General features: G+C 65.9%; 26 protein-coding genes. 4 read left to right on the top strand and 22 right to left on the bottom strand.

Annotation, left to right across the window (positions count from 1 at the left end; all coding sequences use genetic code 11):
- Positions 1 to 27 precede the first annotated feature (27 nt).
- The 6 genes from CSC74_RS16125 to miaA all read right to left on the bottom strand — a co-directional run bounded on the left by CSC74_RS16125 (position 28) and on the right by miaA (position 7012).
- Positions 28 to 1320 (bottom strand): adenylosuccinate synthase, encoded by a 1293-nt coding sequence (locus CSC74_RS16125; RefSeq protein ID WP_162315521.1) that lies wholly within the window; start codon positions 1318 to 1320, stop codon positions 28 to 30.
- Positions 1321 to 1653: 333 nt separating this feature from the next.
- Positions 1654 to 2517, bottom strand: coding sequence for a protease modulator HflC (gene hflC, locus CSC74_RS16120; protein WP_162315520.1), 864 nt, complete (start codon positions 2515 to 2517; stop codon positions 1654 to 1656).
- Positions 2514 to 3674: an FtsH protease activity modulator HflK gene (hflK, locus tag CSC74_RS16115; RefSeq protein ID WP_162315519.1), complete on the bottom strand. Its 1161-nt coding sequence runs from the start codon at positions 3672 to 3674 to the stop codon at positions 2514 to 2516. Before hflK ends, hflC begins: the two co-directional genes overlap by 4 nt.
- 216 nt (positions 3675 to 3890) lie before the next feature.
- Positions 3891 to 5213, bottom strand: a complete 1323-nt coding sequence (hflX, locus tag CSC74_RS16110; protein WP_162315518.1) for a ribosome rescue GTPase HflX — start codon at positions 5211 to 5213, stop codon at positions 3891 to 3893.
- Positions 5214 to 5651: 438 nt separating this feature from the next.
- The gene (hfq, locus tag CSC74_RS16105) at positions 5652 to 5930 is read right to left on the bottom strand and encodes an RNA chaperone Hfq (protein WP_162315517.1); all 279 of its coding nucleotides are present in this window, start codon (positions 5928 to 5930) and stop codon (positions 5652 to 5654) included.
- A gap of 113 nt (positions 5931 to 6043) precedes the next feature.
- Complete coding sequence (miaA, locus tag CSC74_RS16100) at positions 6044 to 7012, bottom strand: tRNA (adenosine(37)-N6)-dimethylallyltransferase MiaA (protein WP_162315516.1); 969 nt, start codon at positions 7010 to 7012, stop codon at positions 6044 to 6046.
- A 417-nt stretch (positions 7013 to 7429) separates the two neighbouring features.
- Between miaA and CSC74_RS16095 the strand changes: the two genes are divergently transcribed.
- The gene (locus tag CSC74_RS16095) at positions 7430 to 9709 is read left to right on the top strand and encodes an HzsA-related protein (RefSeq protein ID WP_211369670.1); all 2280 of its coding nucleotides are present in this window, start codon (positions 7430 to 7432) and stop codon (positions 9707 to 9709) included.
- A gap of 126 nt (positions 9710 to 9835) precedes the next feature.
- Here the strand turns inward: CSC74_RS16095 and folP are convergent, their stop codons facing one another.
- The 4 genes from folP to rlmE all read right to left on the bottom strand — a co-directional run bounded on the left by folP (position 9836) and on the right by rlmE (position 13635).
- A complete protein-coding gene (gene folP, locus CSC74_RS16090; RefSeq protein ID WP_162315515.1) occupies positions 9836 to 10735 on the bottom strand; it encodes a dihydropteroate synthase in 900 nt (299 codons plus the stop codon).
- Positions 10735 to 10887, bottom strand: coding sequence for a glycine zipper domain-containing protein (locus tag CSC74_RS17420; RefSeq protein WP_170865795.1), 153 nt, complete (start codon positions 10885 to 10887; stop codon positions 10735 to 10737). Before CSC74_RS17420 ends, folP begins: the two co-directional genes overlap by 1 nt.
- A gap of 118 nt (positions 10888 to 11005) precedes the next feature.
- Positions 11006 to 12922 (bottom strand): ATP-dependent zinc metalloprotease FtsH, encoded by a 1917-nt coding sequence (gene ftsH / locus CSC74_RS16085; RefSeq protein ID WP_162315514.1) that lies wholly within the window; start codon positions 12920 to 12922, stop codon positions 11006 to 11008.
- Positions 12923 to 13002: 80 nt separating this feature from the next.
- Positions 13003 to 13635 (bottom strand): 23S rRNA (uridine(2552)-2'-O)-methyltransferase RlmE, encoded by a 633-nt coding sequence (rlmE, locus tag CSC74_RS16080; RefSeq protein ID WP_162315513.1) that lies wholly within the window; start codon positions 13633 to 13635, stop codon positions 13003 to 13005.
- A gap of 104 nt (positions 13636 to 13739) precedes the next feature.
- On the opposite strand from rlmE, the gene yhbY reads away from it, so the two are divergent.
- On the top strand, positions 13740 to 14045 hold the full coding sequence (gene yhbY / locus CSC74_RS16075) for a ribosome assembly RNA-binding protein YhbY (protein ID WP_162315512.1): 306 nt from the start codon (positions 13740 to 13742) through the stop codon (positions 14043 to 14045).
- A 105-nt stretch (positions 14046 to 14150) separates the two neighbouring features.
- Positions 14151 to 14525, top strand: coding sequence for an Mth938-like domain-containing protein (locus CSC74_RS16070; RefSeq protein ID WP_162315511.1), 375 nt, complete (start codon positions 14151 to 14153; stop codon positions 14523 to 14525).
- Between the two features lie 132 nt (positions 14526 to 14657).
- Here the strand turns inward: CSC74_RS16070 and CSC74_RS16065 are convergent, their stop codons facing one another.
- From CSC74_RS16065 to surE, 4 genes are read right to left on the bottom strand one after another with little or no spacing between them, the layout of a single operon-like run.
- Entirely contained in the window at positions 14658 to 15446 is a 789-nt protein-coding gene (locus tag CSC74_RS16065; protein ID WP_425501474.1) for a peptidoglycan DD-metalloendopeptidase family protein, read from the bottom strand.
- A 24-nt stretch (positions 15447 to 15470) separates the two neighbouring features.
- Entirely contained in the window at positions 15471 to 16085 is a 615-nt protein-coding gene (locus tag CSC74_RS16060; protein WP_162315509.1) for a YqaA family protein, read from the bottom strand.
- Between the two features lie 3 nt (positions 16086 to 16088).
- Positions 16089 to 16784, bottom strand: coding sequence for a protein-L-isoaspartate(D-aspartate) O-methyltransferase (locus CSC74_RS16055; RefSeq protein ID WP_162315508.1), 696 nt, complete (start codon positions 16782 to 16784; stop codon positions 16089 to 16091).
- A complete protein-coding gene (gene surE, locus CSC74_RS16050) occupies positions 16781 to 17560 on the bottom strand; it encodes a 5'/3'-nucleotidase SurE (RefSeq protein WP_162315507.1) in 780 nt (259 codons plus the stop codon). The genes CSC74_RS16055 and surE overlap by 4 nt, the downstream gene beginning before the upstream one ends.
- A 128-nt stretch (positions 17561 to 17688) precedes the next feature.
- Between surE and CSC74_RS16045 the strand changes: the two genes are divergently transcribed.
- On the top strand, positions 17689 to 18228 hold the full coding sequence (locus CSC74_RS16045) for a Smr/MutS family protein (protein ID WP_162315506.1): 540 nt from the start codon (positions 17689 to 17691) through the stop codon (positions 18226 to 18228).
- A 33-nt stretch (positions 18229 to 18261) separates the two neighbouring features.
- Here the strand turns inward: CSC74_RS16045 and CSC74_RS16040 are convergent, their stop codons facing one another.
- The 8 genes from CSC74_RS16040 to kdsA all read right to left on the bottom strand — a co-directional run bounded on the left by CSC74_RS16040 (position 18262) and on the right by kdsA (position 23988).
- Positions 18262 to 18492 (bottom strand): hypothetical protein, encoded by a 231-nt coding sequence (locus CSC74_RS16040; protein WP_162315505.1) that lies wholly within the window; start codon positions 18490 to 18492, stop codon positions 18262 to 18264.
- Between the two features lie 82 nt (positions 18493 to 18574).
- Complete coding sequence (gene truD, locus CSC74_RS16035; RefSeq protein ID WP_162315504.1) at positions 18575 to 19690, bottom strand: tRNA pseudouridine(13) synthase TruD; 1116 nt, start codon at positions 19688 to 19690, stop codon at positions 18575 to 18577.
- Positions 19687 to 20181, bottom strand: a complete 495-nt coding sequence (ispF, locus tag CSC74_RS16030) for a 2-C-methyl-D-erythritol 2,4-cyclodiphosphate synthase (protein WP_162315503.1) — start codon at positions 20179 to 20181, stop codon at positions 19687 to 19689. Before ispF ends, truD begins: the two co-directional genes overlap by 4 nt.
- Positions 20182 to 20293: 112 nt before the next feature.
- Positions 20294 to 20989 carry a 2-C-methyl-D-erythritol 4-phosphate cytidylyltransferase gene (gene ispD / locus CSC74_RS16025; protein WP_162315502.1) on the bottom strand — a complete coding sequence of 232 codons (696 nt, stop codon included), beginning with the start codon at positions 20987 to 20989 and terminating at the stop codon, positions 20294 to 20296.
- On the bottom strand, positions 20989 to 21333 hold the full coding sequence (gene ftsB, locus CSC74_RS16020) for a cell division protein FtsB (protein WP_162315501.1): 345 nt from the start codon (positions 21331 to 21333) through the stop codon (positions 20989 to 20991). Before ftsB ends, ispD begins: the two co-directional genes overlap by 1 nt.
- A 3-nt stretch (positions 21334 to 21336) precedes the next feature.
- Positions 21337 to 22623, bottom strand: a complete 1287-nt coding sequence (gene eno / locus CSC74_RS16015; RefSeq protein WP_162315500.1) for a phosphopyruvate hydratase — start codon at positions 22621 to 22623, stop codon at positions 21337 to 21339.
- Positions 22620 to 23108, bottom strand: coding sequence for a hypothetical protein (locus CSC74_RS16010; RefSeq protein ID WP_162315499.1), 489 nt, complete (start codon positions 23106 to 23108; stop codon positions 22620 to 22622). Before CSC74_RS16010 ends, eno begins: the two co-directional genes overlap by 4 nt.
- Before the next feature lie 46 nt (positions 23109 to 23154).
- Positions 23155 to 23988 carry a 3-deoxy-8-phosphooctulonate synthase gene (gene kdsA / locus CSC74_RS16005; protein WP_162315498.1) on the bottom strand — a complete coding sequence of 278 codons (834 nt, stop codon included), beginning with the start codon at positions 23986 to 23988 and terminating at the stop codon, positions 23155 to 23157.
- Positions 23989 to 24022 lie beyond the last annotated feature (34 nt).

Genomic DNA, 24022 nt, shown 5'->3' with positions numbered 1-24022 from the left:
AAACGCAAGTAGAGGGGGCAAGAACGATTACGCGAACGGATCCTGCAGGACCATGGTGTGGTCGCGATCCGGGCCGGTGCTGACGATGGACAGCGGGCAGCCGGCCAGTTCTTCCAGCGCGCGCAGGTAGGCGCGGGCGGCGGCGGGGAGCTTGTCCCACTCGGTGATGCCGTGGGTGTTCTCTTCCCAGCCCGGGAATTCCAGGTACACGGGGGTGCACTCTTCCCAGCCCTGCGCGTCCAGCGGCGCGTACTCGGTGCGCTTGCCGTGGTACTCGTAGGCGATGCAGATCTTCAGCTTCTCCATGCCGTCCAGCACGTCGAGCTTGGTGATGCACAGTCCGCTGATGCCGTTGATGGCCACCGCGCGCTTCAACGCCACGATGTCGATCCAGCCGCAACGGCGCGGGCGGCCGGTGGTGGCGCCGAATTCCTGGCCCTTCCTGCGGATTTCCTCGCCGACTTCATCGTCCAGCTCGGTCGGGAACGGACCGCCGCCCACGCGCGTCGCATAGGCCTTGCAGATGCCCAGCACGTAGTCGATCGCATCGGCGCCGACGCCGGTGCCGGCCAGCGCGCCGCCGACGGTGGTGTTGGACGAGGTGACGTAGGGATAGGTGCCGTGGTCGATGTCCAGCAGCGAACCCTGCGCGCCTTCGAACATGACCCGCTTGCCCTGCTTGCGCAGGTCGTGGAGGATCCCGGCGACGTCGGACTTCATCGGCTGCACGTATTCGCCGAAGGCCAGCGCCTCATCCAGGGTCTTCTGGAAATCGACCGCGTCGGTGTTGAGGTACTTGGTCAGCACGAAATTGTGGTAATCCAGCGCGGTGCGCAGCAGTTCGGCCAGCTGCTGCGGGTAATGCAGGTCGGCGATGCGGATGCCGCGGCGCGCGACCTTGTCCTCGTAGGCCGGGCCGATGCCGCGGCCGGTGGTGCCGATGGCCTTGCCGCCGGCCTTGATTTCGCGGGCCTGATCCAGGGCGATGTGGTACGGCATGATCAGCGGCGCGGCCGGGGAGATCTTCAGGCGCGAACGCACTTCGATGCCGGCTTCTTCCAGCTCGCCGATTTCCTTGATCAGCGCGGCAGGCGAGATGACCACGCCGTTGCCGATCAGGCACAGCGCATCTTCGCGCAGGATGCCGGAGGGAATCAGGTGCAGGACGGTCTTCTTGCCGTTGATGACCAGGGTGTGGCCGGCGTTGTGGCCGCCCTGGAAGCGCACCACGGCGCCGATTTCCTCGGTGAGCAGATCGACGATCTTGCCCTTGCCTTCATCGCCCCACTGGGCACCGAGAACGACGACTGACTGACCCATGATGTTTGAACTCCGATAGCTTTGCGTAGGAGCGGCCATGGCCGCGACCGTGGAGTACCCGGTCGCGGCCATGGCCGCTCCTACGGGGCACTACACGGAAAAAGCCGGAGGGGAAGCACTCGTTTCAGAGCAGCCCCATCCGGCTTTTGTGCATTATCCGGGTTTTGGGGGGCGGGGGCTACCTCTTCTTCCCTTCTCCCACCGGGAGAAGGTGCCCGGAGGGCGGATGAGGGAAGGGGAACAAGGCCCTTCGGAACTCCACGGCAGGCCGGACCGCATTCCCTCATCCGTCGCTTCGCGCCACCTTCTCCCGGAGGGAGAAGGAAAGCGGGATCAGCGATCGCTCTTCATGTACTGCAGGAACGGGTCGTCCTGGTCCAGCACGATCACGCTCTGGCCGTCGCTGAACGAGGCGCGGTAGGCCTCGAGGCTGCGCTGGAAGGCGTAGAAGCCCGGGTCGCGGTTGGCGGCTTCGGCGTAGATCCTGGCGGCGGCGGCATCGCCTTCGCCGCGCAGCTTCTGCGCATCGCGGGTGGCTTCGGCGACCAGCACGGTCTGGTCGCGGTCGGCGGAGGCGCGGATGGTGCGGGCCTGTTCCTCGCCCTCGGCACGCAGCTTGCTGGCTACCTGCATGCGCTGGGCGCGCATGCGCTCGTAGACCTGCTTGATCACTTCGCTGTCGGTCGGCAGGTCGATCTGCTTCAGGCGGATGTCGGTGATCTGCATGCCCAGGGTGGCGGCGCCGTCGTTGATCGCGGTCAGCTGCTTGGCCACGATGTCGTTGCGGTCGCCGGACACCAGCTGCTGCAGGGTGCGCGAGTTGATCTCGTTGCGCAGCGAGTCGGTGATGATCGGGGCCAGGCGGTCGCTGGCGGCCTTCTCGTCGCCGCCGGTGGCGCGGTAGAAGGCGCGCACGTCGGAGATGTAGCCCACGGCGAAGAAGTCGATGCTGACGTCCTTGCGTTCCAGGGTCAGGTAGCGCTCCGGCGCGGTTTCCAGGGTCCGGAAACGACGGTCGAAGACGCGCACGCTTTCCACCAGCGGCACCTTGAAGTGCAGGCCCGGCTTGATGTCGGCGCGGGCCACCCGGCCCAGGTTGAGGACCAGCGCGGTCTGGTCCTCGCGGACCACGTAGACCGAGCCGAGCAGGCCGAACAGCACGATCGCGGCGATGGCGGCGTAGAGGGAAGTTTTCATCGTTCGACCTCCTCGCGGCCGCTGGGTCGGTCGGGGCGGTCGGAGGCGGCCGGGGCGGCGCTCTGCACCGCCGGCATCAGCACATCGGAAGGCAGCACCGCGGGTGCGGAGGCGGAGGCGCTGGCGCCGCCGCCCTGCGCCGGCATCGGCACGTAGATCAGCTGGCGGCCGTCGCCGCCGACCACCTTGCGGTTCTGGGCCAGCACGCCCTGCACGGTTTCCAGCCACAGGCGCTTGCGGGTGACTTCCGGGGCGGCCTTGTACTGTTCCTGCAGCAGCGAGAAGCGGGCCGCGTCGCCGGTGGCGCGGGCCACGCTGGCGGTCTTGTAACCGTCGGCGGTGGTGCGCAGGCGCGCGGCTTCGCCGCGGGCCTCGGGCACGACCTTGGCGGCGTAGGCCTGGGCCTGGTTGACCAGGCTCTCGCGGACCTGCTGGGCGCTGTTGACCTCGTCGAAGGCGGGCTGCACTTCGGTCGGCGGACGGGCGTCGGGCAGGTTCAGTTCGGTCACGATCAGACCGGTGCGGTAGGCATCGAGCGAATGCTGCAGGCGTTCCTTGGCGGAACTGCCGAGCGGGCCGCGCACGCCGAGCACGGTGTCCAGGTCGGAACGGCCGACCTGTTCGCGGACCGCGCTCTGCGCGGCCTGCTTGAGCACTTCATCGGCGTCGCGCGAGCCGTACAGGTACAGGCGCGGGTCGCTGATCCGGTACTGGACGTTGAAGGAGACGTTGACGATGTTCTCGTCGCTGGTCAGCACCGGCACGGTGTTGCTGAAGTTCTTGATCTGGGTCGCGGTGACCTTGGTGACGCTCTCGATCGGCCACGGCCACTTGAAGTTGGGGCCGGGCTGCATGACCCGGGCGAACTGGCCGAAGCGCAGGACCACGCCGCGCTGCTGCTCGCCGATCAGGGTGAAGCTGGTGAACACGATCAGCAGGACGAAGGCCAGGGCGATCCAGCGCAACGGGTTGCCGCCGCCACCGCCACCATCGAACAGGCCGCGCAGGCGCTCCAGCCAGCCGTCGAAGCTGTTGCCGCCGCCGTTGCCGGCGCCCTTCCTGGGCTTCCAGGGATTGCCCTTGGGCCTGTCGCCGTTCGAGCCGTTGCCGGGGCTGCCGCTATCGGGGCCGCCCTTACCGGGGATGTTCCAGGCCATGCCTACTCCACGTTGATGATGAGCGCGGGCGCAGGGGCCGTTGCGGGTCTGATTCTACTAGATAGGGTCGGAACCCTCAGGAACAAGCATCGGCCCTGCGGAGAGGCCTGTTTTTGTAGGAGCGGGCCTTGCCCGCGATGCTTTTTGCTGCGCCCGGAACGAAAGGCATCGCGGGCAAGGCCCGCTCCTACGTCCCTCCCACAAGGGAGCCTTGCCCTACGCCATCCATTCTTCTTGCGGGGTTTCGGGCAACAACGCCTCCAGCGGCGCGCCGCCGGCCTGCACGGCCAGGCGCTGGGCGTCGGCCAGGGACAGGTCGACTTGGAGATGCCAGCCGTCCTCGTCGTGGGTTTCGCCGCGCACCGCGCCCAATGCGTGCAGGCGCGAACGCAGGCGTTCGGCATGCGCGGCAGGCAGGTGCAACGCGCCCTGCACGCGGACCAGCGACAGGCGCCGGGTCAGCGCGTCCTGCAGCAGGTCCAGGCCGAGGTCGTCGCGCGCGGACAGCCAGACCCGTTCGCGGCCCTCATTGGGCTGGTCGTGGCGCGGCTGCGCGCCGTCGATGCGATCGATCTTGTTGTAGACCAGCACCTGCGGAATGTCGCCGGCGCCGATTTCCTGCAGCACCGAATCGACCTGGGCGATACGGTCGTCGCGCAGCGGATCGGCGGCGTCGATGATATGCAGCAGCAGGTCGGCCTCGCGCGCTTCCGACAAGGTGGAACGGAACGCGGCGACCAGCTCGTGCGGGAGGTCGCGGACGAAGCCGACCGTGTCCGAAAGCATGATGCTGCCGCCGGGCAGGTTCAGCCGGCGCACGGTGGGATCCAGGGTGGCGAACAGCTTGTCCGCGGCGTAGGCGTCGGAGCCGGTCAAGGCATTGAACAGGGTCGACTTGCCGGCGTTGGTGTAGCCGACCAGGGCCACCCGCGGCATCTCGCTGCGGACCCGGGCACGGCGCATCTGGTTCTGCTGCACCTCGACTTTCTCCAGCCGCTTCTCGAGCTGGTCGACGCGCTTCTGCAGCAGGCGACGGTCGGTTTCCAGCTGGGTTTCACCCGGGCCGCGCAGGCCGATGGAACCGCCGCGCTGGCGCTCGAGGTGGGTCCAGCCGCGGACCAGGCGCGTGGCCATGTGCTGCAACTGGGCCAGTTCCACCTGCAGCTTGCCTTCGAAGCTGCGCGCGCGCTGGGCGAAGATGTCCAGGATCAGCCCGGTCCGGTCCAGCACGCGGCGCTCGAGGAATTTCTCCAGGTTGCGCTCCTGGCCCGGGCTCAGCGAGTGGTTGACCAGGATCAGGTCGGCGCCGGTGGCATCGGCCGCGGCCTTGACCTCGTCCAGCTTGCCGCTGCCGATATAGGTCGACGGACTGGGCTTGTCCACACGCGCGGTGACCACCGCCGCGATGGTTGCGCCAGCGGAACGGGCCAGGTCGGCGAATTCCTCCTGCGCCCCGTCATCCGGCGAACTTCCCCCGGAACCGGCGCGCATGGGTTGTATCAACAGGGCGTGCTCGCCCTTCTTCGATCGTTCAAACATGGGTCAAGTGTGGGGGCGGAGGGGCGGATTACAAAGGGTGGAGGGGATTTTGCTTCGGATTTGGCCTGCGCTTTTGACTTTTGGGCTCTTCGACCCCCGTGAGCCGCGGCAAGCGGGCTGGGACAAACCCCGCAGGGGCGGCGCGCACGATGCGCGCCGTTTCCGGACGGCATAGGGATGTGCCTTCCGGAAATTCCCAGGCCGCTTGCGCATCCCACGGCTTCATCGTGGGGCGCGGCGTCAGGGTGTGTTTCTTCGGTTACTTTCTTTGCACAAGCAAAGAAAGTGACTCGCGCATCGCGCGGCTTTCAACAGCGAAGCTGGTCAACGCTTTGCGTCTAGACAAGAGCGAGGAGCGATCCCCGCCTACGCGGGGATGACGAACAAGAACAAAGACGCTGGGTCCCGGCGTTCGCCGGGATGACGAGCAAGAAAGAACTACTCGTTCTCTTCGCCGCCTTCCTCTTCGTCCCCTTCCCCACCCTGCACATAACCGCCACCCGGCCCCACCCGCACATTCCGCGCCGGCACCACCGTGGAAATCGCGTGCTTGTAGACCATCTGGCTGACCGTATTGCGCAACAAGACGACGAACTGGTCGAACGACTCGATCGTGCCCTGCAACTTGATGCCATTGACCAGGTACACCGACACCGGCACCCGCTCGCGCCGCAACGCATTCAGGAAAGGATCCTGCAAGGATTGCCCCTTGGACATTTCGTACTCCCGCCTATTTCAATAGGTGTTGTTTTTATAGGTCCGGAACGGCGCGAAGCTCCCCTGCCGCAGCCCGGATGGCCGATGTTACACAACAACGGGCAATAGGCCAGCTACGCAGTGCCCAAAACCGCGGGCAGGAACAGCGCCAGGGCGGCTTTCAGCGCGTCCCGGTCGGTTTGCGGGTCGAACCAGCGCGCGTCCAGCTCCCCCCGCAGCCAGGTCAATTGACGCTTGGCCAGCTGGCGGGTGGCGAAGATCGCGCGGTCGCGGAATTCGTTTTCCGCCAGCGTGCCGTCCAGATATTCCCAGGCCTGGCGATAACCGACGGCGCGGATCGCCGGCAGATCCAGCGGCCGCTCGACCGCCTGCAAGGGCGGCAGCGCGCGCAAACGCTCGACTTCGCCCATGAAGCCGGCTTCGAGCATGGCGTCGAAGCGCTGTTCGATGCGCCGGTGCAGGACCGCGCGGTCGCGCGGCGCCAGCACCAGTTTGAGCACACGGAACGGCAGGCGTTCGCGCGCGGGCATCGCCTGCCATTCGCTGATCGGCTTGCCGCTGAGGCGGAACACTTCCAGCGCGCGCTGGATGCGTTGCGGATCGGTGGGTTTGATTTTCGCGGCGGCGCGCGGATCGATCGCCGCCAGTTCGGCGTGCAAAGCCGGCCAGCCGCGCTCCGCTGCCTCCCCGGCAATCGTCGTGCGCAGTTCGGGATTGGCTTCGGGCATCGGCGCCAGCCCTTCCAGCAAGGCCTGGAAATACAGGCCGGTGCCGCCGGCCAGGATCGGCAGCTTGCCGCGCGCGGCGTTGCCGTCCATGGCCATGCGGGCATGGGCGGCGAATTCGGCCGCCGAATACGGCTGCCAGGGTTCGCGCACGTCGATCAGGTGGTGCGGAACCGCCGCCAGCATCGACGCCTCGGGCTTGGCCGCGCCGATATCCAGCCCGCGATAGACCAGCGCCGAATCGACGCTGACGATCTCGCCGCCGAGGCGCTGCGCCCATTCCATCGCCAATGCGGTCTTGCCCGAAGCGGTGGGGCCCATCAGGGCAATGGCGACAGGCCGTCGATCGATGCTCATCGGTGGATCACGCCGCGGGCAGTCGCGAGCGCTGCGGAGTCGTGGTGGCTGTGGTCATTGCTGTTCCCGGGTGGATCCGGTGCAGAGCTTACCTTGCCGCCCCGCCCGGGCCTGGGGAGGCCGAAGCTGTCCGGAAGATGACCCTGCACGGGCCCATGCGCTGGATTTTTGGGAGATGCATCACTTTCCGCCCCTGCCCGCAGCGGGTCCGGCGAAGCATTCGGTGTACAGTCCGCGCTGCGCGGATCCGCCGGGTTGCTCATCATGCGATCAAAGGGGGGACGGTTCCGCAACCGGCGTACGCAGTGCGGGTCGCCGGGTCGATGCAAGCGCAAGCGCCTGTGTGTCGATCCGTTGCCGCCGGCACCGTGTCCGTATCGGTAAACCCTGTTATCGATTCCCTTCCAGAGTGATCGCATGAAAAATTCGCGTGGATTCCTGTCCGGCACAGGCTGGCCGATGGCGTTGCTGGCCTGCTCGGCCCTGCTGGCTTCGTGCAGCGGCGATCCGCAGACGGCTTCCACCGGAATTTCCGCGATGGCGGCCGCTCGTGTGCAGGCCCCGGCCGCGCAGGCCGCCGTTTCCGCGCCACTCGCGGTCAGTGCCGCGGCGATCCAGAACCCGATCCTGTTCGTGACCCAGGTGCCGACCGCCGGCGACCTGTTCGCCAGCCGCATGTCGACGTTCGCCAACCACCTGCCGAGCATGAATTCGGTCCCGCGCGGCGGCGACCTGATGATCCGCTACGCCGATGGCAGCCTGCGCAACCTGACCAAGGAGGCTGGATTCGGCATGGAGGGACTGCAGGCGGCGAACGCGATCGCCGTGCGCGAGCCGTCGGTGCACTGGGACGGCAACAAGGCGATCTTCAGCATGCTGGTCGGCGGCCCGCCAGCGCGCTACGAACACCCGACGGCCAAATGGCAGCTATACGAAGTCACCGGCCTGGCCAAGGGCCAGACGGCGGTGATCAAGAAAGTGCCCAACCAGCCGACGGCCTACAACAACGTCTCCCCGCTGTACGCCAGCGACGACCGCATCCTGTTCACTTCCGACCGGCCGCGCGGCGGCGAAGCGCATCTGTACCCGCAACTGGACGAATACGAGAGCACCCCGACCATCACCGGCATCTACAGCCTGACCCCCGCCAGTGGCAAGCTCGCTCTGCTCAATCACACGCCCAGCGGCGCGTTCTCGCCGATCATCGACAGCTACGGCCGGGTGATCTTCACCCGCTGGGACCATCTGCAACGCGACCAGCAGGCCGATGCGGGCGGTTATGGCGCCACCAACTACGCGAGCGAGGCCGCGGGTGCGGCCAACCTGGGAACGCAGACGGAAACCTTCCCCGAATCGCGTGGTGGCATGAGCAGCGCCTACGGACCGGTCGGCGGCTTCACCTTCAACCTGTTCACGCCATGGCAGATGAACCAGGACGGGACCGAGGAACTCACCCTCAACCACATCGGCCGGCAGGAACTGTCCTTCGGCTACCTGACCAAGTCCTTCAGCAACGATCCGGCCCTGTCGGAATATTCCAACACCGCGCTGATCGCCAACAAGAAATACATCCGCATGGATGGCGGCCTGTTCCATGTCCGCGAAGACCCGTTGAACCCGGGCACCTATTACGCGATCTACACGCGCGAATTCGGCACGTTGACCAGCAACCAGATCGTGCGCATCAGCGGTGCGCCGACCTTGAATGCGGAACAGATGACCATCGTCGATGCGTCGCCGGCCGCCGACTCCAACGGCAATCTCGCCGGCGGACGCTTCCGCGATCCGCTGCCGCTGGCCGGCGGGCAGATGATCGCCGCGTACACCGCCAGCCCCGCCGCCCAGGCCGGCATCCAGTTGCGCCTGCAGCAGCTGACCACCAACGCTTCCGGCATGCTGGTTCCCGGCATCGCGCTCACGCCCGGTATCGTCAAGAACATTTCCTGGTGGGATCCGGACACCAAGCGCGAATTCAACGGCGCGCTGTGGGAAATCGAACCGGTCGAAGTGGTCGCCAGGACCCGTCCCGCGGCCGCCACCTCGGTGCTGGAATCGCCGGAACGATCGATCCTGACCGAGGAGCAGATCGACGAGGCCGCCTTGCGTGGCTGGCTGAAGACCAACAACCTGGCGCTGATCGTGACCCGCAACCAGACCAGCCGCGATCGCGACGACAAGCAGCAGCCGTTCAACCTGCAGGTGCCGGGTGGTACCAGGACCCTGGGCGACGCTGGCAAGGTGTACGACATCGCCCATTACCAGGTCCTGCAGGGGAACCAGGTGCGTGGTTACGACAACGATTCCATCTACCAGGAAAGCGGCCGGCGGGTGATCGCGCAACCCATGTCCGGAAGCAATAATCCGGCCAATGCGGGCGGACCTGCGGGCAGCGTGAAGATCGCGGCGGATGGTTCCACCGCCATCTTCGTCCCGGCCAACCGCGCGTTGTCATGGCAGACCACCGACGCCAGCGGCAACCCGGTGGTGCGCGAACGCGTATGGGTGACCCTGCAGCCGGGCGAAATCCGCACCTGCGCCGGTTGTCATGGCGAAAACAGCAAAAACCAGGCGGGCCTGGGCAAGCCGCTCAACAAGCCCGAAGCCTTGCGCCAACTGCTTCGCTACTGGAAACAGAGCAACAACGTCCCGACCCGTGTCCGGGTCAACGGCTCGCAGCCGCGGATTCCCGGCGGCTAGCGCCCAACCCGCCGCTGCGGCCACGCAGTCCGTGGTCGCGGACCCTGTCCGCAGTGCCGGGACGCAACCGGCGGGTCGACGGCGGCGACTCCCGCTGCGCGGAACAACAGTCGCTGGAAGCAGCGGTCAATCGTCATCCGGCCAGCGGATCGTAGCGTCGACCGGTTTCGCCCGCGGCGTCGGCACTGCGGCGACCGCGTTCCATACCTTCAAGGCATCCACCGTGGCGGCGACGTCGTGCACGCGCAGGATCATGGCGCCGCGCTGTGCGGCGATCAGGTGGGCGGCGACCGAACCTGCAACGCGATCCTGCGCCGCATCGCGACTGGTGATTTCACCGATGCTGCGCTTGCGCGAAAGTCCCGCCAGCACCGGCACGCCGAGTTCGTTGAAGCGCTCAAGCTGCGCGAGCAGGGCGAGGTTGTGCTGCGTGTTCTTGCCGAAACCGAAGCCCGGATCGACGATGAGATTCTTTTTGGCTATGCCGGACATCTCCGCGGCGAACAGGCGCTCGGCCAGGAACCGGTGCACGTCGCCGACCACGTCGTCGTAGTCGGGCGCCTGCTGCATGGAGCGTGGTTCGCCGAGCATGTGCATCAGCACCACCGGTACGCCCAGCGAGGCCGCGGCATCCAGCGCGCCCTCGCGGCGCAGCGCATACACATCGTTGATCATGCCCGCGCCCGCAGCGACGGCGGCGCGCATCACTTCGGGTTTGGAGGTATCGATGCTGATTGGCAGGCGGGTTTCCTTCGCCAGCCGCTCGATCACCGGGATGACGCGGCGCAGCTCCTCTTCGAGCGGAACCTCGTCGGCGCCCGGACGGGTGGATTCGCCGCCGATGTCGAGGATGTCCGCGCCCTCCTCCACCAGTTTCAATGCATGCGCTACCGCTGCTTCCAGGTCGTCGTGGGCGCCGCCATCGGAAAACGAATCCGGGGTGACGTTGACGATGCCCATCACCTGCGGGCGATCGAGCTTGAGGAGGCGGCCGGCGCAGTCGAGTTGCGGCGTGGTGTCGAACATCAGGATTTCTTGTCCTTTTCGGTTGCGGCCAGGGCCACGCCGATGGCGACGCCCACGCCGATCCACAAGGCCAGGTTGCCAGTGGCAACGCCGACCGCCGCGCCAATGGCGATGCCCAGCGGGATGGCCAGGGCCATGCGACTGCTTTTCATCGATGCTCCTCCAACCCCGCGATGACGGCGCGATGATTATGTCCCCAAAAACGCACGCCCCAAAACACGAAGGACGGCCAAGGCCGTCCTTCGTGACGAAAACAACCGGCGGAACGGATCAGGTCTGCGCGGCCGGCCCGCCGATCGGCGGCAGCGGCAGCACTTCGCCCTTGTCGGTCTTGGTCCAGCCCACCGGCGGCGGCGGTTCGCGGCCTTCCATGATCGCGTCGATCTGCGGCACGTCGATGGTCTCGTACTGCATCAACGCCTCGGCCATCGCATGCAGCTTGTCGATGTTCTCGGTCAGCAATTTGGTCGTGCGCGCGTAGGCCTTGTCGAGGATGGTGCGCACCACTTCGTCGATCTTGCGCGCGGTGTCGTCGGAGACGTTCTTGTGCTGGGAAACCGAACGGCCGAGGAATACTTCTTCTTCCTCTTCCGCATAGGTGATCGGACCCAACTCTTCGGACAGGCCCCACTTGGTGACCATGTTGCGGGCCATCTTGGTGGCGCGCTCGATGTCGTTGGAGGCGCCGGTGGTGACCTTGTCGGAACCGAAGATCAGTTCCTCGGCGACACGGCCGCCATACAGCGTGGCCAGACGGCTCTCGATGCCGGTGCGGTTGATGCTGTACTTGTCGCCCTCGGGCAGGTACACGGTCACGCCCAGCGCGCGGTCGCGCGGGATGATGGTGACCTTGTAGACCGGGTCGTGCTCCGGCACCAGGCGGCCGACGATCGCATGGCCGGACTCGTGGTAGGCGGTGTTGCGCTTTTCCTCCTCGCTCATGGCCAGCGAGCGGCGCTCGGTGCCCATGATGATCTTGTCGCGGGCGCGGTCGAAGTGCTCCATGCGCACTTCCTTGCCGCTCTCGCGCGCGGCGAACAATGCCGCCTCGTTGCACAGGTTGGCCAGGTCGGCGCCGGAGAAACCGGGGGTGCCGCGGGCGATCACCATCGGCACCACGTCGTCGGCCAGCGGCAGCTTGCGCATGTGCACGCGCAGAATCTGCTCGCGGCCGCGCACGTCGGGCAGGCCGACGACCACCTGGCGGTCGAAACGACCCGGACGCAACAAGGCGGGATCGAGCACGTCGGGGCGGTTGGTCGCGGCGATCACGATCACGCCTTCGCCGCCCTCGAAACCATCCATCTCCACCAGCAGCTGGTTGAGGGTCTGCTCGCGCTCGTCGTGGCCACCGCCCAGGCCGGCGCCGCGATGGCGGCCGACCGCGTCGATTTCATCGATGAAGATGATGCATGGCGCGTGCTTCTTGGCCTGGTCGAACATGTCGCGCACGCGGCTGGCGCCGACGCCGACGAACATCTCGACGAAGTCGGAACCGGAAATGCTGAAGAACGGCACCTTGGCTTCGCCGGCGATGGCCCTGGCCAGCAGCGTCTTGCCGGTACCGGGCTGGCCGACCATCAGCACGCCGCGCGGGATCTTGCCGCCGAGCTTCTGGAACTTGCCGGGGTCGCGCAGGAATTCGACCAGCTCGCTGACTTCCTCCTTGGCCTCGTCGCAACCGGCGACGTCGGCGAAGGTGACCTTGATCTGGTCCTCGCCCTGCAGCTTGGCCCGCGACTTGCCGAAGGACATCGCGCCCTTGGCCCCGCCACCGCCGCCCTGCATCTGCCGCATCATGAAGATCCAGAACGCGATGATCAGCACCACCGGCAGGAAGGTCATCAGGATCGAGCCGAGCGAAAGTCCGCTGGCCGGCTTTTCGCGGGTGATGGTGACGTTCTTCTTGACCAGGATGTTGACCAGGCTCTGGTCCTGCGGACCATAGACCGTGCCGGTGCTGCCGTCGGTGCGCTTGTACTGGATGGCGTTGGTGACCAGGTTGCTGTCGTTGGTGAAATTCACCGAACCCACGGCGCCGCTGTCCACTTCCTGCAGGAATTCGGAGTAAGTGGTCTCGCGACCGCCCGCCGTCCCGCCGATGCTGGGCGAGAAGCTCTGGAACACCACCATCAGCACGACGGCGACGACCACCCATAGCAGCAGATTCTTGGTCAAACCATTCATCCTCATCGACTCCGGATATTCCTTAAATGACGCGATTGCCAGACTACATCGACCCGTATCGAACTACCGATTCCGGGCGCTCATTTCTTGTGCAGCAGCTTGCCCTGGCCCAGTGCATAGACTTCCGGCGAACGCTTGCGTGACGCATCCGGCTTGCGGATGACCACTTTTTCGTAACGCCGCCGCAGTTCACGCACGTAGCCGTCGAAACCCGTGCCCTGGAACAGCTTGATCAGGAACGCGCCGCCGGGTTTCAGGTGGCCGTCGGCGAAATCCATCGCCAGCTCGGCCAGATGCATCATGCGCGGCTGGTCGACCGCATCCACACCACTCTTATTGGGGGCCATATCCGACAGCACAAGGTCCACTTGCTGCCCGCCCAACATCGCCTCCAGCTGCGATAGGACGTCATCCTCCCTGAAATCCCCATGAAGGAAGTCCACCCCGGCCAGGCCGGGCATCTCCAGGATGTCCATCGCCACCACCCGGCCGCTGTCGCCCAGCGCCTTGCGCACGAACTGCGACCAGCCGCCCGGAGCCGCGCCCAGGTCCACCACCACCATGCCCGGCTTGAGCAGGCGGTCGCGCTCGATCAGCTCCTCCAGCTTGTACGCCGCGCGCGAACGCAGGCCCTCGGCCTGCGCCTTTTTCACGTAGGGGTCGGCGAAATGCTCTTTGAGCCAGCGCTGGCTGCTTTTGCTTCGGGTGGCCATCGGGCTCTGGGGACTTCCCGAAGCGCCCGTGGGCACTGGGAAAAAGGATCGCGGGGAAGGCCGCATGATACCCTGAACCCCCTTCCAGTCCCGTACCGCAGCGCATGTCCACTGCTTTGACCTCCAGCCAGTCGCGCTTCCTGCGCGGCCACGCGCACGACCTGAAAGCCCTGCTCCAGATCGGCGCCAAGGGCCTTACGCCCGCCTTCCTGGCCGAACTGGACGCGGTCCTGGAGCAGCACGAACTGGTCAAGATCAAGATCGGCGCAGAGGACCGCGAAGCGCGGGACGCCATGATCGCCGAGATCGTGGACAAATCCGGTGCCGGGCTGGTCCAGCGCATCGGCCACGTCGCGGTGCTGTACCGGCCCAGCAAGGACCACCGCCAGATCGTGCTTCCGCGGAAGTAAAGGGCGATGCGCCAATGGTGAAGAGTAAATAGCCAAGGGTTAAAGCACGCGCTTTGGCGGTTTACCCTTTGCTATTCACCCTTTCCCCTTTACTGCTTCCCATCCATGCAGCTGAACCACGAACTCCCCGACTACGCCTATGCCCTGCGCGCGGCCGACGGTCGCAGCGCCAAGGTCAACGACCGGGTGCTGGAAACCAGCTTCATCCTGGCGCCGAACGAGTTGATCGAAGACTGGAAAGCGAGCGCAGGCATCGATCTTGCGCCTGAAGACATGGCCCCGCTGCTGGCGCTCAATCCCGAACTGGTCCTGCTGGGCACCGGCGATCGCCAGGTGTTCCCTGCGGCGGCGGTGATGGCCGCCTGCCTGACCCGTGGCATCGGCATCGAGGTGATGACCAACGCGGCGGCGGCCCGCACCTTCAATGTACTGGCCGGCGAAGGCCGGCGCGTGGTAGCGGGGTTCCTGCTGAGTTCCTAGGGTCGGGCCTGTCCGTCTGCCCTGCTGTTTCCCTGTGGATCCGAGCTTGCTCGGATGCTCTGGCGCGAAATCAAACGCCTCCGTGCGGGCTTGGACCTGCGCCCCGAAGGAAGTCCCCTCCGGGGACCAGAGCTATCGCTTCGGCAGATACTGTTGCGGGTCCACCGGCTTGCCGTTGTAGCGGATCTCGAAGTGCAGCATGTCGCGCGAAGCGCCGCTGCGGCCCATCTCGGCGATCTGCTGGCCGGCCTTCACGTTCTGGCCTTCGTTGACCAGGCGGGTACGGTTGTGGCCGTACGCGGACAGCCAGGATTCGTTGTGCTTGATGATGACCAGTTCGCCATAGCCCACCAGCCCGCCACCGGAATACACGACCACGCCATCTGCCGCAGCGCGCACCGATTGTCCGCTGCTGCCGGCTATATCCACGCCCTGCTTGGTCGCATCGCCGGCGGCGAATCTCCCGATCACCGCACCATCGGCCGGCCAGCGCCACGACACGCCGCTGTTCGTGGGCGCAACCGAGGGCGGGGCCACCGGCCGCGGCGGGGCCGTAACGACAGGGGGCTTGGGCCGGACAGCGGTAGTGCTCGCGGAGCTCGTGCCGGTCGCGGCAGCACCCTTGCCACTCGATGGATACAGCCTGAGGCTCTGTCCCGGGTAGATCGTGTAAGGCGCGCCGATACCGTTCCAGGTCGCCAGATCGCGGAAATCGATGCCGTTGCGGAAGGCCACGCCATATAGCGTATCGCCGCGCTGCACGCGTGCGGTGGCGCCGTATTTCGGCTTGGAGACGATGCGTTGCGAGGCGCTTGAAGACGGGGTTTCACGCACCACGCTGCTGCTGCACGCAGCCAGCAGCAGTGCTGCGGTCGCCAGTGCCAGGGCACGCCGGGCGTAACTCATGCTTCTATGCGGCATCGTTGCGATTCATCCGTTGTCTGCTCATCCACCGTTCGCCTTCCATACCACCCAGCCGATCAGCGCCAGCAACAGCGCAGTCGAAATCCAGCCGACCGGTTCGATCCAGCGATGCAGCGCCGCTTCCGCACGCGCCCCACCCAGCTTGATCGCGCCGGCGACGAGATACAGGCGCTTGCCACGACCCACGAACATGCTTGCAAGGAACGGTACCAGCGGCACGCCGACGATGCCTGAGGCCCAGGTGAATATCTTCAGTGGAATCGGCGTGAATCCTGCAAGCACCAGCAGCCAGAATGCCTTCCATGGCGACTCCGCCACGACCTGGCGCAACTGCGCCACCTGCGCATCGATCTTTCCGCTCCAACCCAGCCACTCGATCGCCGGCTGCAGCGCGGCGAAGGCGAAATGGCCCAGTGCGTAACCGACCAGCGCACCGGCCAGCGAGCCGATCAGGCTCAAGGTAGCGAACCACAACGCACGTTTCGGTTGCGCCAGCGACATCGGCGCCAGCATCACTTCCGGCGGCACCGGAAAGATGATGGCTTCGATGAAGCTGAGCCCGGTCAGCAACCGGGGCGCGTGCCGGTGTTGCGCCCACTGGATGGCGCGGGCATACAAGGGACCGAATATCTTCATGGCTCAGTCCAGGGTGCCGGACAGCAATGGCACGAACACCACCGGCGCCAGCACCTGTTCGTCCACGCCGCCATCTTCGCGCTTGGTCAGCTTGACCAGGGATTGCGAGGAAGCGCCACCGACCGGCGCGACCAGATGCGCGCCGACCGCGAGCTGCTCGACCAAGGCATTGACCAGGGCCGGTGCGGCCGCGGTGACGATGATCGCGTCGTAGGGCGCGTGTTCCGGCCAGCCGATGCGGCCGTCGTCGTGCTTGCTGCGCACGTTCATGCCCAACTGGCGCAGGCGCTTGCGCGCCTGGCGCAACAGGTCGCCGATGCGCTCGACGGTATAGACCTCCAGCCCCAGCGCCGCGAGGATCGCCGCCTGATAGCCGGAACCGGTGCCGATCTCCAGCACCTTCTTCGGCGCCCGCTTCAGCAGGGGATTCTGCAGCAACAGCGCTTCGGTCATGCGCGCCACCACCCACGGCTGCGAAATGGTCTGGCTGTGGCCGATGGGCAGCGCGGTGTCCTCGTACGCGCGCGTGGCCAGGGCCTCATCGACGAACAGATGGCGCGGCACGGTGCGGATGGCATTGAGGACGTTTTCATCGCGGATGCCGGTTTCGCGCAGCCGCTCGACCAGGCGATCGCGGACGCGTTGCGAAGTCATGCCCTGGCCCACCGCTTCCGGTTGCAGGCGCAGCCGTGGGGTCATGCCGGCGCCCCCAGCGAATCGCTGAGGCCGCTGACCCAGCTGGCGACTTTTTCCAGCGCCTGGTAACGGGTCAGGTCGACATGGATCGGGGTGATGGAAATGAAACCGGTGCGTACCGCGTGGAAATCGGTGCCGGGGCCGGCATCCTGCTCCTGTCCCGCCGGGCCTATCCAGTACACCGTGCCGCCGCGCGGATCGGGCTGCGGCAGACAGGCCTCGGAACGATGGCGGTTGCCGAGGCGGGTGACCTCGAAACCGGCGATCTCGTCCCATGCCAGGTCGGGAACATTGACGTTGAGGATGGTGTCGGCGGGCAACGGATCGGATTTCAGCCGGGCCACGATTTCGACCGCGGCGCGCGCGGCGGTCGCGAAATGCCTGGCCTTGTGGTCGCTGGTCGCCAGCGACATCGCCACCGCAGGCAGGCCGAGGAAGCGCCCTTCCATCGCCGCCGACACGGTGCCGGAATAGATCACGTCATCGCCCAGGTTGGCGGCATTGTTGATTCCGGACACGACGATGTCCGGCTCCGTTTCCAGCATTCCGGTCAGGGCCAGGTGCACGCAATCGGTGGGCGTGCCGGCAACGCGCCAGGTTTGTTCATCGAGCTTCTTGATCCGGATCGGCAGGTCCAGGGTCAGCGAATTGCTGGCCCCGGAGCGATCGCGGTCGGGTGCGACCACCAGGACTTCATGGCCTGCGGCACGCAGGCCTTCGGCGAGGGTTTGGATGCCCGGCGCATCAACGCCGTCGGCATTGCTTACCAGTACGCGCATGGTGTTCCTCTGTGGCGTCCTCATGATACCGCAGGCGGATGGCGCCTTCCCCTTTGATCGTGGGAGCGGCGTCCCCGCCAGGTCGCACCTGCTTGTCGGAAGCACGCGGCGCGCACTAACCTGCCTGCATGTCAAAGCAAGCCGACGAAGACGACGATGCGACGCTGTTCCGGGATGCGGTAGGTCCGGTCAAGCCCTTGCCGGAATCCGCGCTACCGCCGCGCAAGCCCAGGCCCAGGCCGGCAGCGCGCATGGCCGAGCGCGACGAGATCGAGGCGCGCAGCGAATTCCTGCGAGGGCTGGATGACCTGTCCGCGCTGGCGGCAGGCGATGCGCTGAGCTACCGGCGCGACGCAGTGCCCGCGCCGGTTTTCCAGCGATTGAAACGCGGCCGCTTTTCGGCACAGGACGAACTCGACCTGCATGGCGCCACGGTGGCGCAGGCCGAATCGATGCTCAGGACTTTCATCGCCGAGGCCCATGCCCATGAATTCGGCTGCGTGCGCATCATCCATGGCAAGGGCCGGCGCGACGATGGGGGAATGCCGGTGTTGAAGAACCTGGTCGACCGCATGCTGCGGCAGCGCGCCGACATCCTCGCATTCCATTCCGCACCGGCCGCGCAAGGCGGTACCGGCGCCGTGCTGGTGTTGCTGGCGCGGCGCTGAGGGGCGGCCGCGCTACGCGCTTTCCGACTGCGGCTATTGAGTGGTGGCTACGGGCTCGACGATCCGCTTCTTCGGCGGGTTGACCCACATGACCCGGGTGCCACGCTGCTTGGCGATGTACTCGACCGTAGCAACGTAGGTGTTGTCGGTCACCACGCTTTCGTGCTGCATCGGCGCTTTTTCATAGGCGGTCCCGGTGCTGGCGCAAGCCGTCAACAACAGGAGCGTCGACGAAACGACCGCGAAGCTCAGAAAAGCTTTCATGACGATTCCCTCCGAAGATATACCTAAAGAAACAGGCCTCCCTGGGTATTGGAACGGACATCATCCGGATGCCCAATTCGGCTTATACGCCGGCTTGCAGCCCCTGGCCGTGCCCATCTGGGCTTTCCGACGAGCGGCATTGCGACAGGGAATCATCGGCGGCATGGCCGAGCTCCTGCAGCAAAGCCGTCGCGTAGCAGCCTGGCGGCAGCGAGAATGCCAGGCGCAGGGCAGAATCGTCCTGCCATTGCCACGCCAGGCCTTCGGCCACCAGCCGCAAGGCCCTGCGCTCCTGCTTCAATCCGGCCGATTCCAGCCCGGCGCGCAGGGCGATCGCATCTTTGTCGTCCAAGGCGGCCAGCTCCCTCTCCGCGCACTTGCCGACGCTGCGCAGTCCACCCGCGCCCCACAACGGTCCACTGGGATGGATATCGAACCGGGCCAGACGCCCGGCCAGGTCCTCGCTCCACGGTTCCGGGCCGAACACGCTGCGGCTGCCGGAAAGCATCCATACCTCGCCGTCCGTACCCTGGTCCCAGCTCGCGTCGCGTACACGCGCGGCAAGCACGCGATTGAACAACTCCGAACGCGCCGCCGACAGCAGGATCGAGCGCTGGTCGCGGCGCACGCGCCGGCCCGCGAACATCGACAATGCCGCCGCGATGTTGCCGCCCCCGCGACCGAATCGCTGTTCGCCGAACCAGTTGGGCAAACCGCATGCGGCGATCCGTGCCAGCCGCGCGTCGATGGCCGCGCGTTCGCCTTGCACGTCGCGCAGCACCAGCGCGAAGCGGTTGCCGGCCAGCGCGCCGCGCGGCAGCTTGCGGTTGTGCCAGGTGGCGTCGAGCACGCTCAGGTAGGGTCCCGGGCCCGATCCGGGACCGTCCGCCTGCAGGGTCGCCATCTCCGGCGCCACGCGCCTGGGCAGGTGCAGGCTGAAACGCTGGCGCGTCACCGCATGCCGGTCTTTCATCCCGGCATAGCCGATCGCCATCTCCGGCAACCCCGCCCATGCGGCCAGCTGCTTGGCTACGGCCGCGGTGTTCAAGCCTCGCTTCTCGATGGTCAGCAGCAGGTGCTCGCCTTCGCCCGTGGGCTCGAACGCATCGATTTCCTCTACCCGGAAATCCTCCGGCGTGCTGCGGATCCGTGCGCTCAGCACCGCCGCGCCGAAAGCGCTGGGAAGGTCTACGCTCACGCCCTGGAAACCAGCAACACCACCGCCTGCGCGGCGATGCCTTCGCCACGGCCGGTGAAGCCGAGTTTCTCGCTGGTGGTGGCCTTGATGCCGATGTCGCCGCTGTCGATGCCCAGGTCATCGGCCAGCTGTGCGCGCATCGCTTCCGCATGCGGCCCGACCTTGGGCCGTTCGCAGATCACGGTGATGTCGGCATTTCCCACGCGCCAGCCGTGTTCACCGAGCAGACCGTTGCAATGGCGCAGGAAGGCGCGGCTGTCGGCGTCTTTCCATTGCGGGTCGGAGGGCGGGAAATGCCTGCCGATGTCGCCCAGCGCCAGCGCACCGAGCATGGCGTCGCACAAGGCATGGATGACCACGTCGCCATCGCTGTGCGCTTCCACGCCCTGGTCATGCGGCACGCGGATGCCGCCGAGCATGAGATGGTCGCCCGGACCGAAGGCATGCACGTCGATGCCCTGGCCGATGCGGATGTTCAAGGATTTCTGCATGGAATGAATACCGCTCGTTATCATCGAAAACCGGTGTAGGAGCGCCCATGGGCGCGAGCTCTCCGGTGGGCTCCTGGATGCGGATCGAAGAGCTCGCGCCCAAGGGACGCTCCTACAGAGAACGTTGGGAGAGTATGAACTCGAAGCGCGCCAGGTCGGCCGGTGTGGTGACCTTGAAGTTGTCCTCGCTGCCTTCGATCAGCAGCGGGCGCAGTCCCTGCAATTCCATCGCCATCGATTCGTCGGTCGCTTCGACACCGGCCCTGGCCGCTTCCTCGAGCGCTTTCGCAAGTTGCAGGCGGCGGAACAGCTGCGGAGTCAGCGCGCGCCACAAGCGCGCGCGCGGTTCGGTTCCGTCGATGCCGCCGTCATCGCCCGCGCGCTTGAGCGTGTCGCGCACCGGCGCGGCCAGGATCGCGCCGACCGGATCGTTGCGGCCGCGTTCCAGCAGCTGCTGCAGGTCGTTCTGGCCCAGATTGGGCCGGGCCGCATCGTGCACCAGCACGAAATCATCGGCCTTCACTTCCGCAGGCAACGCATCCAGTGCCGCGGACACCGAACGCGCACGCGTCGCGCCGCCGATGCAGGTCAGCACCGGCTTGTCCAGGAAGGAGGTCCAGCCCGGCCAGTCGGGATCGTTGTCCGAGATCGCGACCATCGCCCCCTCAATCGCGGGATGCGCCAGCAGCGCAGCCAGCGCATGCGCGAGCAACGGCTGGCCGGCGGCGGCGAGATACTGTTTCGGCACTTCGCCGCCGAAGCGCGTGCCGCGCCCGGCGGCAGGCACCACCGCCCAGATCCCGGGCATCAGTGTTGCGGCTCCGTATCCGTGCCGGCCCGCGATTCTTCATCCACCGGCGCAGGGGACGAAGGCGATTCGACCACCCGGTAGAACTTCTCGCCGGGCTTGATCATGCCCAGTTCGCTGCGCGCGCGCTCCTCCACCGCGGCTTCGCCGGATTTGAGGTCTTCCACTTCCGCGGCGAGCTCGTTGTTGCGCTCCTGCAGCCCGTGGTTCTCATGCTCTTGCTGGGCGACATGGCTCTGCAACGCATTCACCTCGCCCCAGCTGCCTTCGCCCAACCACAGGCGGTACTGCAGCCAACCCAGCAACAGGGCCAGCAGCAGCATCGGCAGCAGCAGGCGCCGCATCGTTTACCGCTTCAGCGAAACGAAGGCGTCGCGACCGGCATAGCGCGCGCCCTTGCCCAGCGCCTCCTCGATCCGCAGCAGCTGGTTGTACTTGGCCACGCGGTCGCTGCGGCACAGCGAGCCGGTCTTGATCTGGGTCGCGGTGGTGGCGACCGAGATATCGGCGATGGTGGTGTCCTCGGTTTCGCCGGAACGATGCGAGACGATGGCCGCGTAGTTGGCGTGGTGGGCCATGGCGATGGCTTCCAGGGTCTCGGTCAGCGTGCCGATCTGGTTGACCTTGATCAGAATGGCGTTGGCGGTAGCGGATTCGATGCCTTGCTTGAAAATCCGCGGATTGGTGACGAACAGATCGTCGCCGACCAGTTGCACCTTGTTGCCGACGCGTTCGGTGAGCAGCTTCCAGCCGGCCCAGTCGTCCTCGGCCATGCCGTCCTCGATGGTGATGATCGGGTATTCGGCCGCCCAGCCGGCCAGGAAATCGGTGAACTGTTCCGAGGTCAGGCGCTTGCCCTCGCCCATCAGGTGGTATTTGCCGTTCTCGTAGAACTCGGTGGAGGCCACGTCCAGGCCCAGCAGGATGTCCTCGCCGGCGGTGTAGCCGGCCTTGCCGATCGCCTCCAGGATCGTGTCCAGCGCTTCCACGTTGCTGCGCAGGTCGGGGGCGAAACCGCCTTCGTCGCCCACCGCCGTGCTCAGGCCGTGGCCTTTCAGCACCGACTTCAGCGCATGGAAGATCTCGGCGCCGGCGCGCAACGATTCGGCGAACGAATCGAAGCCGACCGGCAGGACCATGAATTCCTGCAGGTCGACGTTGTTGTCGGCATGCGCGCCGCCATTGATGATGTTCATCATCGGCACCGGCAGGACCACGTCATTGCCATTGGCGAGGTGCTGCCACAGCGGCATCTTCTTCGAAGCCGCGAGCGCGTGCGCATTGGCCAGGGAAACGCCGAGCAGTGCGTTCGCGCCGAGGCGGCCCTTGTTCTCGGTGCCGTCGATGTCGATCAGGCGGCGGTCCAGGCCTTCCTGGTCGGCCGCGTCGAAACCTTTCAGCGCAGTAGCGATGGCGCCGTTGACGTTGGCCACCGCATGCAGCACGCCCTTGCCCAGGTAGCGGGTCTTGTCGCCATCGCGCAATTCGACCGCTTCCTTGGAGCCGGTCGAAGCGCCCGAAGGCACCAAGGCCCGGCCGAAGGAACCGTCGGCCAGAGTGACTTCCGCTTCGAGGGTGGGATTGCCGCGGCTGTCGAGGATTTCGCGGGCGTGGATCTTGGCGATTGAGGTCATGGTTTTGCCGAGTCTGAGAGGCTGAGAAAGGATTCCACTTCGGCCAGCGCCGTCAGGCTTTGCTGGCTTTCGTCTAACGGGAACGTACCGTAGGTGGGCACGATCTCGACCGATGGGCTGGGCCACTGGGCGAACACCAGATAGTCCTTGCCTTCCAGGAAATAGACGTCGCAATTGGTCGCGCCGTTCTGGATCAGGAATTGTTCCGGCTGCTTTTCTTTCAGGACGCGCACGGTGGAAAATTCCGCTGAAGTGGTCGGGTAACGGAATGGTACGTTCATTGGTGGGTCGGTGAGCAGCCGCTCCATCAATGCCTCATCTCCCGCGCTCAGTGGCCGGATTCGCTCGACATGGACAATGGCAATCAGATCGGACGTACTTGCCAGATCGCTATACGACGGTGTCGTCCTGGGCGGACTCATCCGACATGCGAAGGCATCGAATGAAGCAAATGCCAGCACCGCGAGCAAGATTGCGACTGCCACTCTTCTCATCGAAGCCACCTGACAGATAGATTGAACCCTTCGTCCATCAGATAGCACTCTCCAGAAACCCGTTCTTCTTGGTGACTGCATCTAGCGCCATCAGCGTTTCCAGCAGCGCCTCCATCTTGCCCAGCGGCCAGGCATTCGGGCCATCGGACAGCGCTTCTTCCGGCTTCGGATGGGTTTCCATGAAGATGCCGGCGATGCCGACCGCCATCGCCGCGCGCGACAGCACCGGCACGAATTCGCGCTGGCCGCCGCTCTTGCCATCCATGCCACCGGGCAACTGCACTGAATGGGTGGCATCGAACACCACCGGGCAGCCGGTATCGCGCATCACGCTGAGCGAGCGCATGTCGGAAACGAGGTTGTTGTAGCCGAAGCTGGCGCCGCGTTCGCAAGCCATGATCTGCTCGTTGCCGGTGGCCTTGGCCTTGTTGGTGACGTGCTTCATTTCCCAGGGCGACAGGAACTGGCCCTTCTTGATGTTGACCGGACGTCCGGCGCTGGCGACCTTGTGGATGAAGTCGGTCTGCCGGCACAGGAACGCGGGCGTCTGCAGCACATCGACCACCGAGGCCACTTCCTCCAGCGGCGTGTATTCATGCACGTCGGTCAATACCGGCACTCCGATCTGCTTCTTCACTTCGGCCAGCACCTTGAGACCCTCTTCCACGCCCGGGCCGCGGAAGCTGGTGCCGGAGGTGCGGTTGGCCTTGTCGAAACTGGACTTGAAGATGAAGTTGATCCCCAGTCGGCCGGTGATTTCCTTCAGCTTGCCGGCGACATCGAGTTGCAGCTGCATCGATTCGATGACGCAGGGACCGGCGATGAGGAAGAACGGCTTATCGAGACCGACTTCGAAGTCACAGAGTTTCATGCACGCAACCTTGTTTGTGGGAGGGGCTTCAGCC

Source organism: Pseudoxanthomonas yeongjuensis, assembly GCF_010093345.1.
Classification (GTDB): Bacteria; Pseudomonadota; Gammaproteobacteria; order Xanthomonadales; family Xanthomonadaceae; genus Pseudoxanthomonas_A; species Pseudoxanthomonas_A yeongjuensis.
This window is presented reverse-complemented; position numbering and strand designations above follow the sequence as displayed.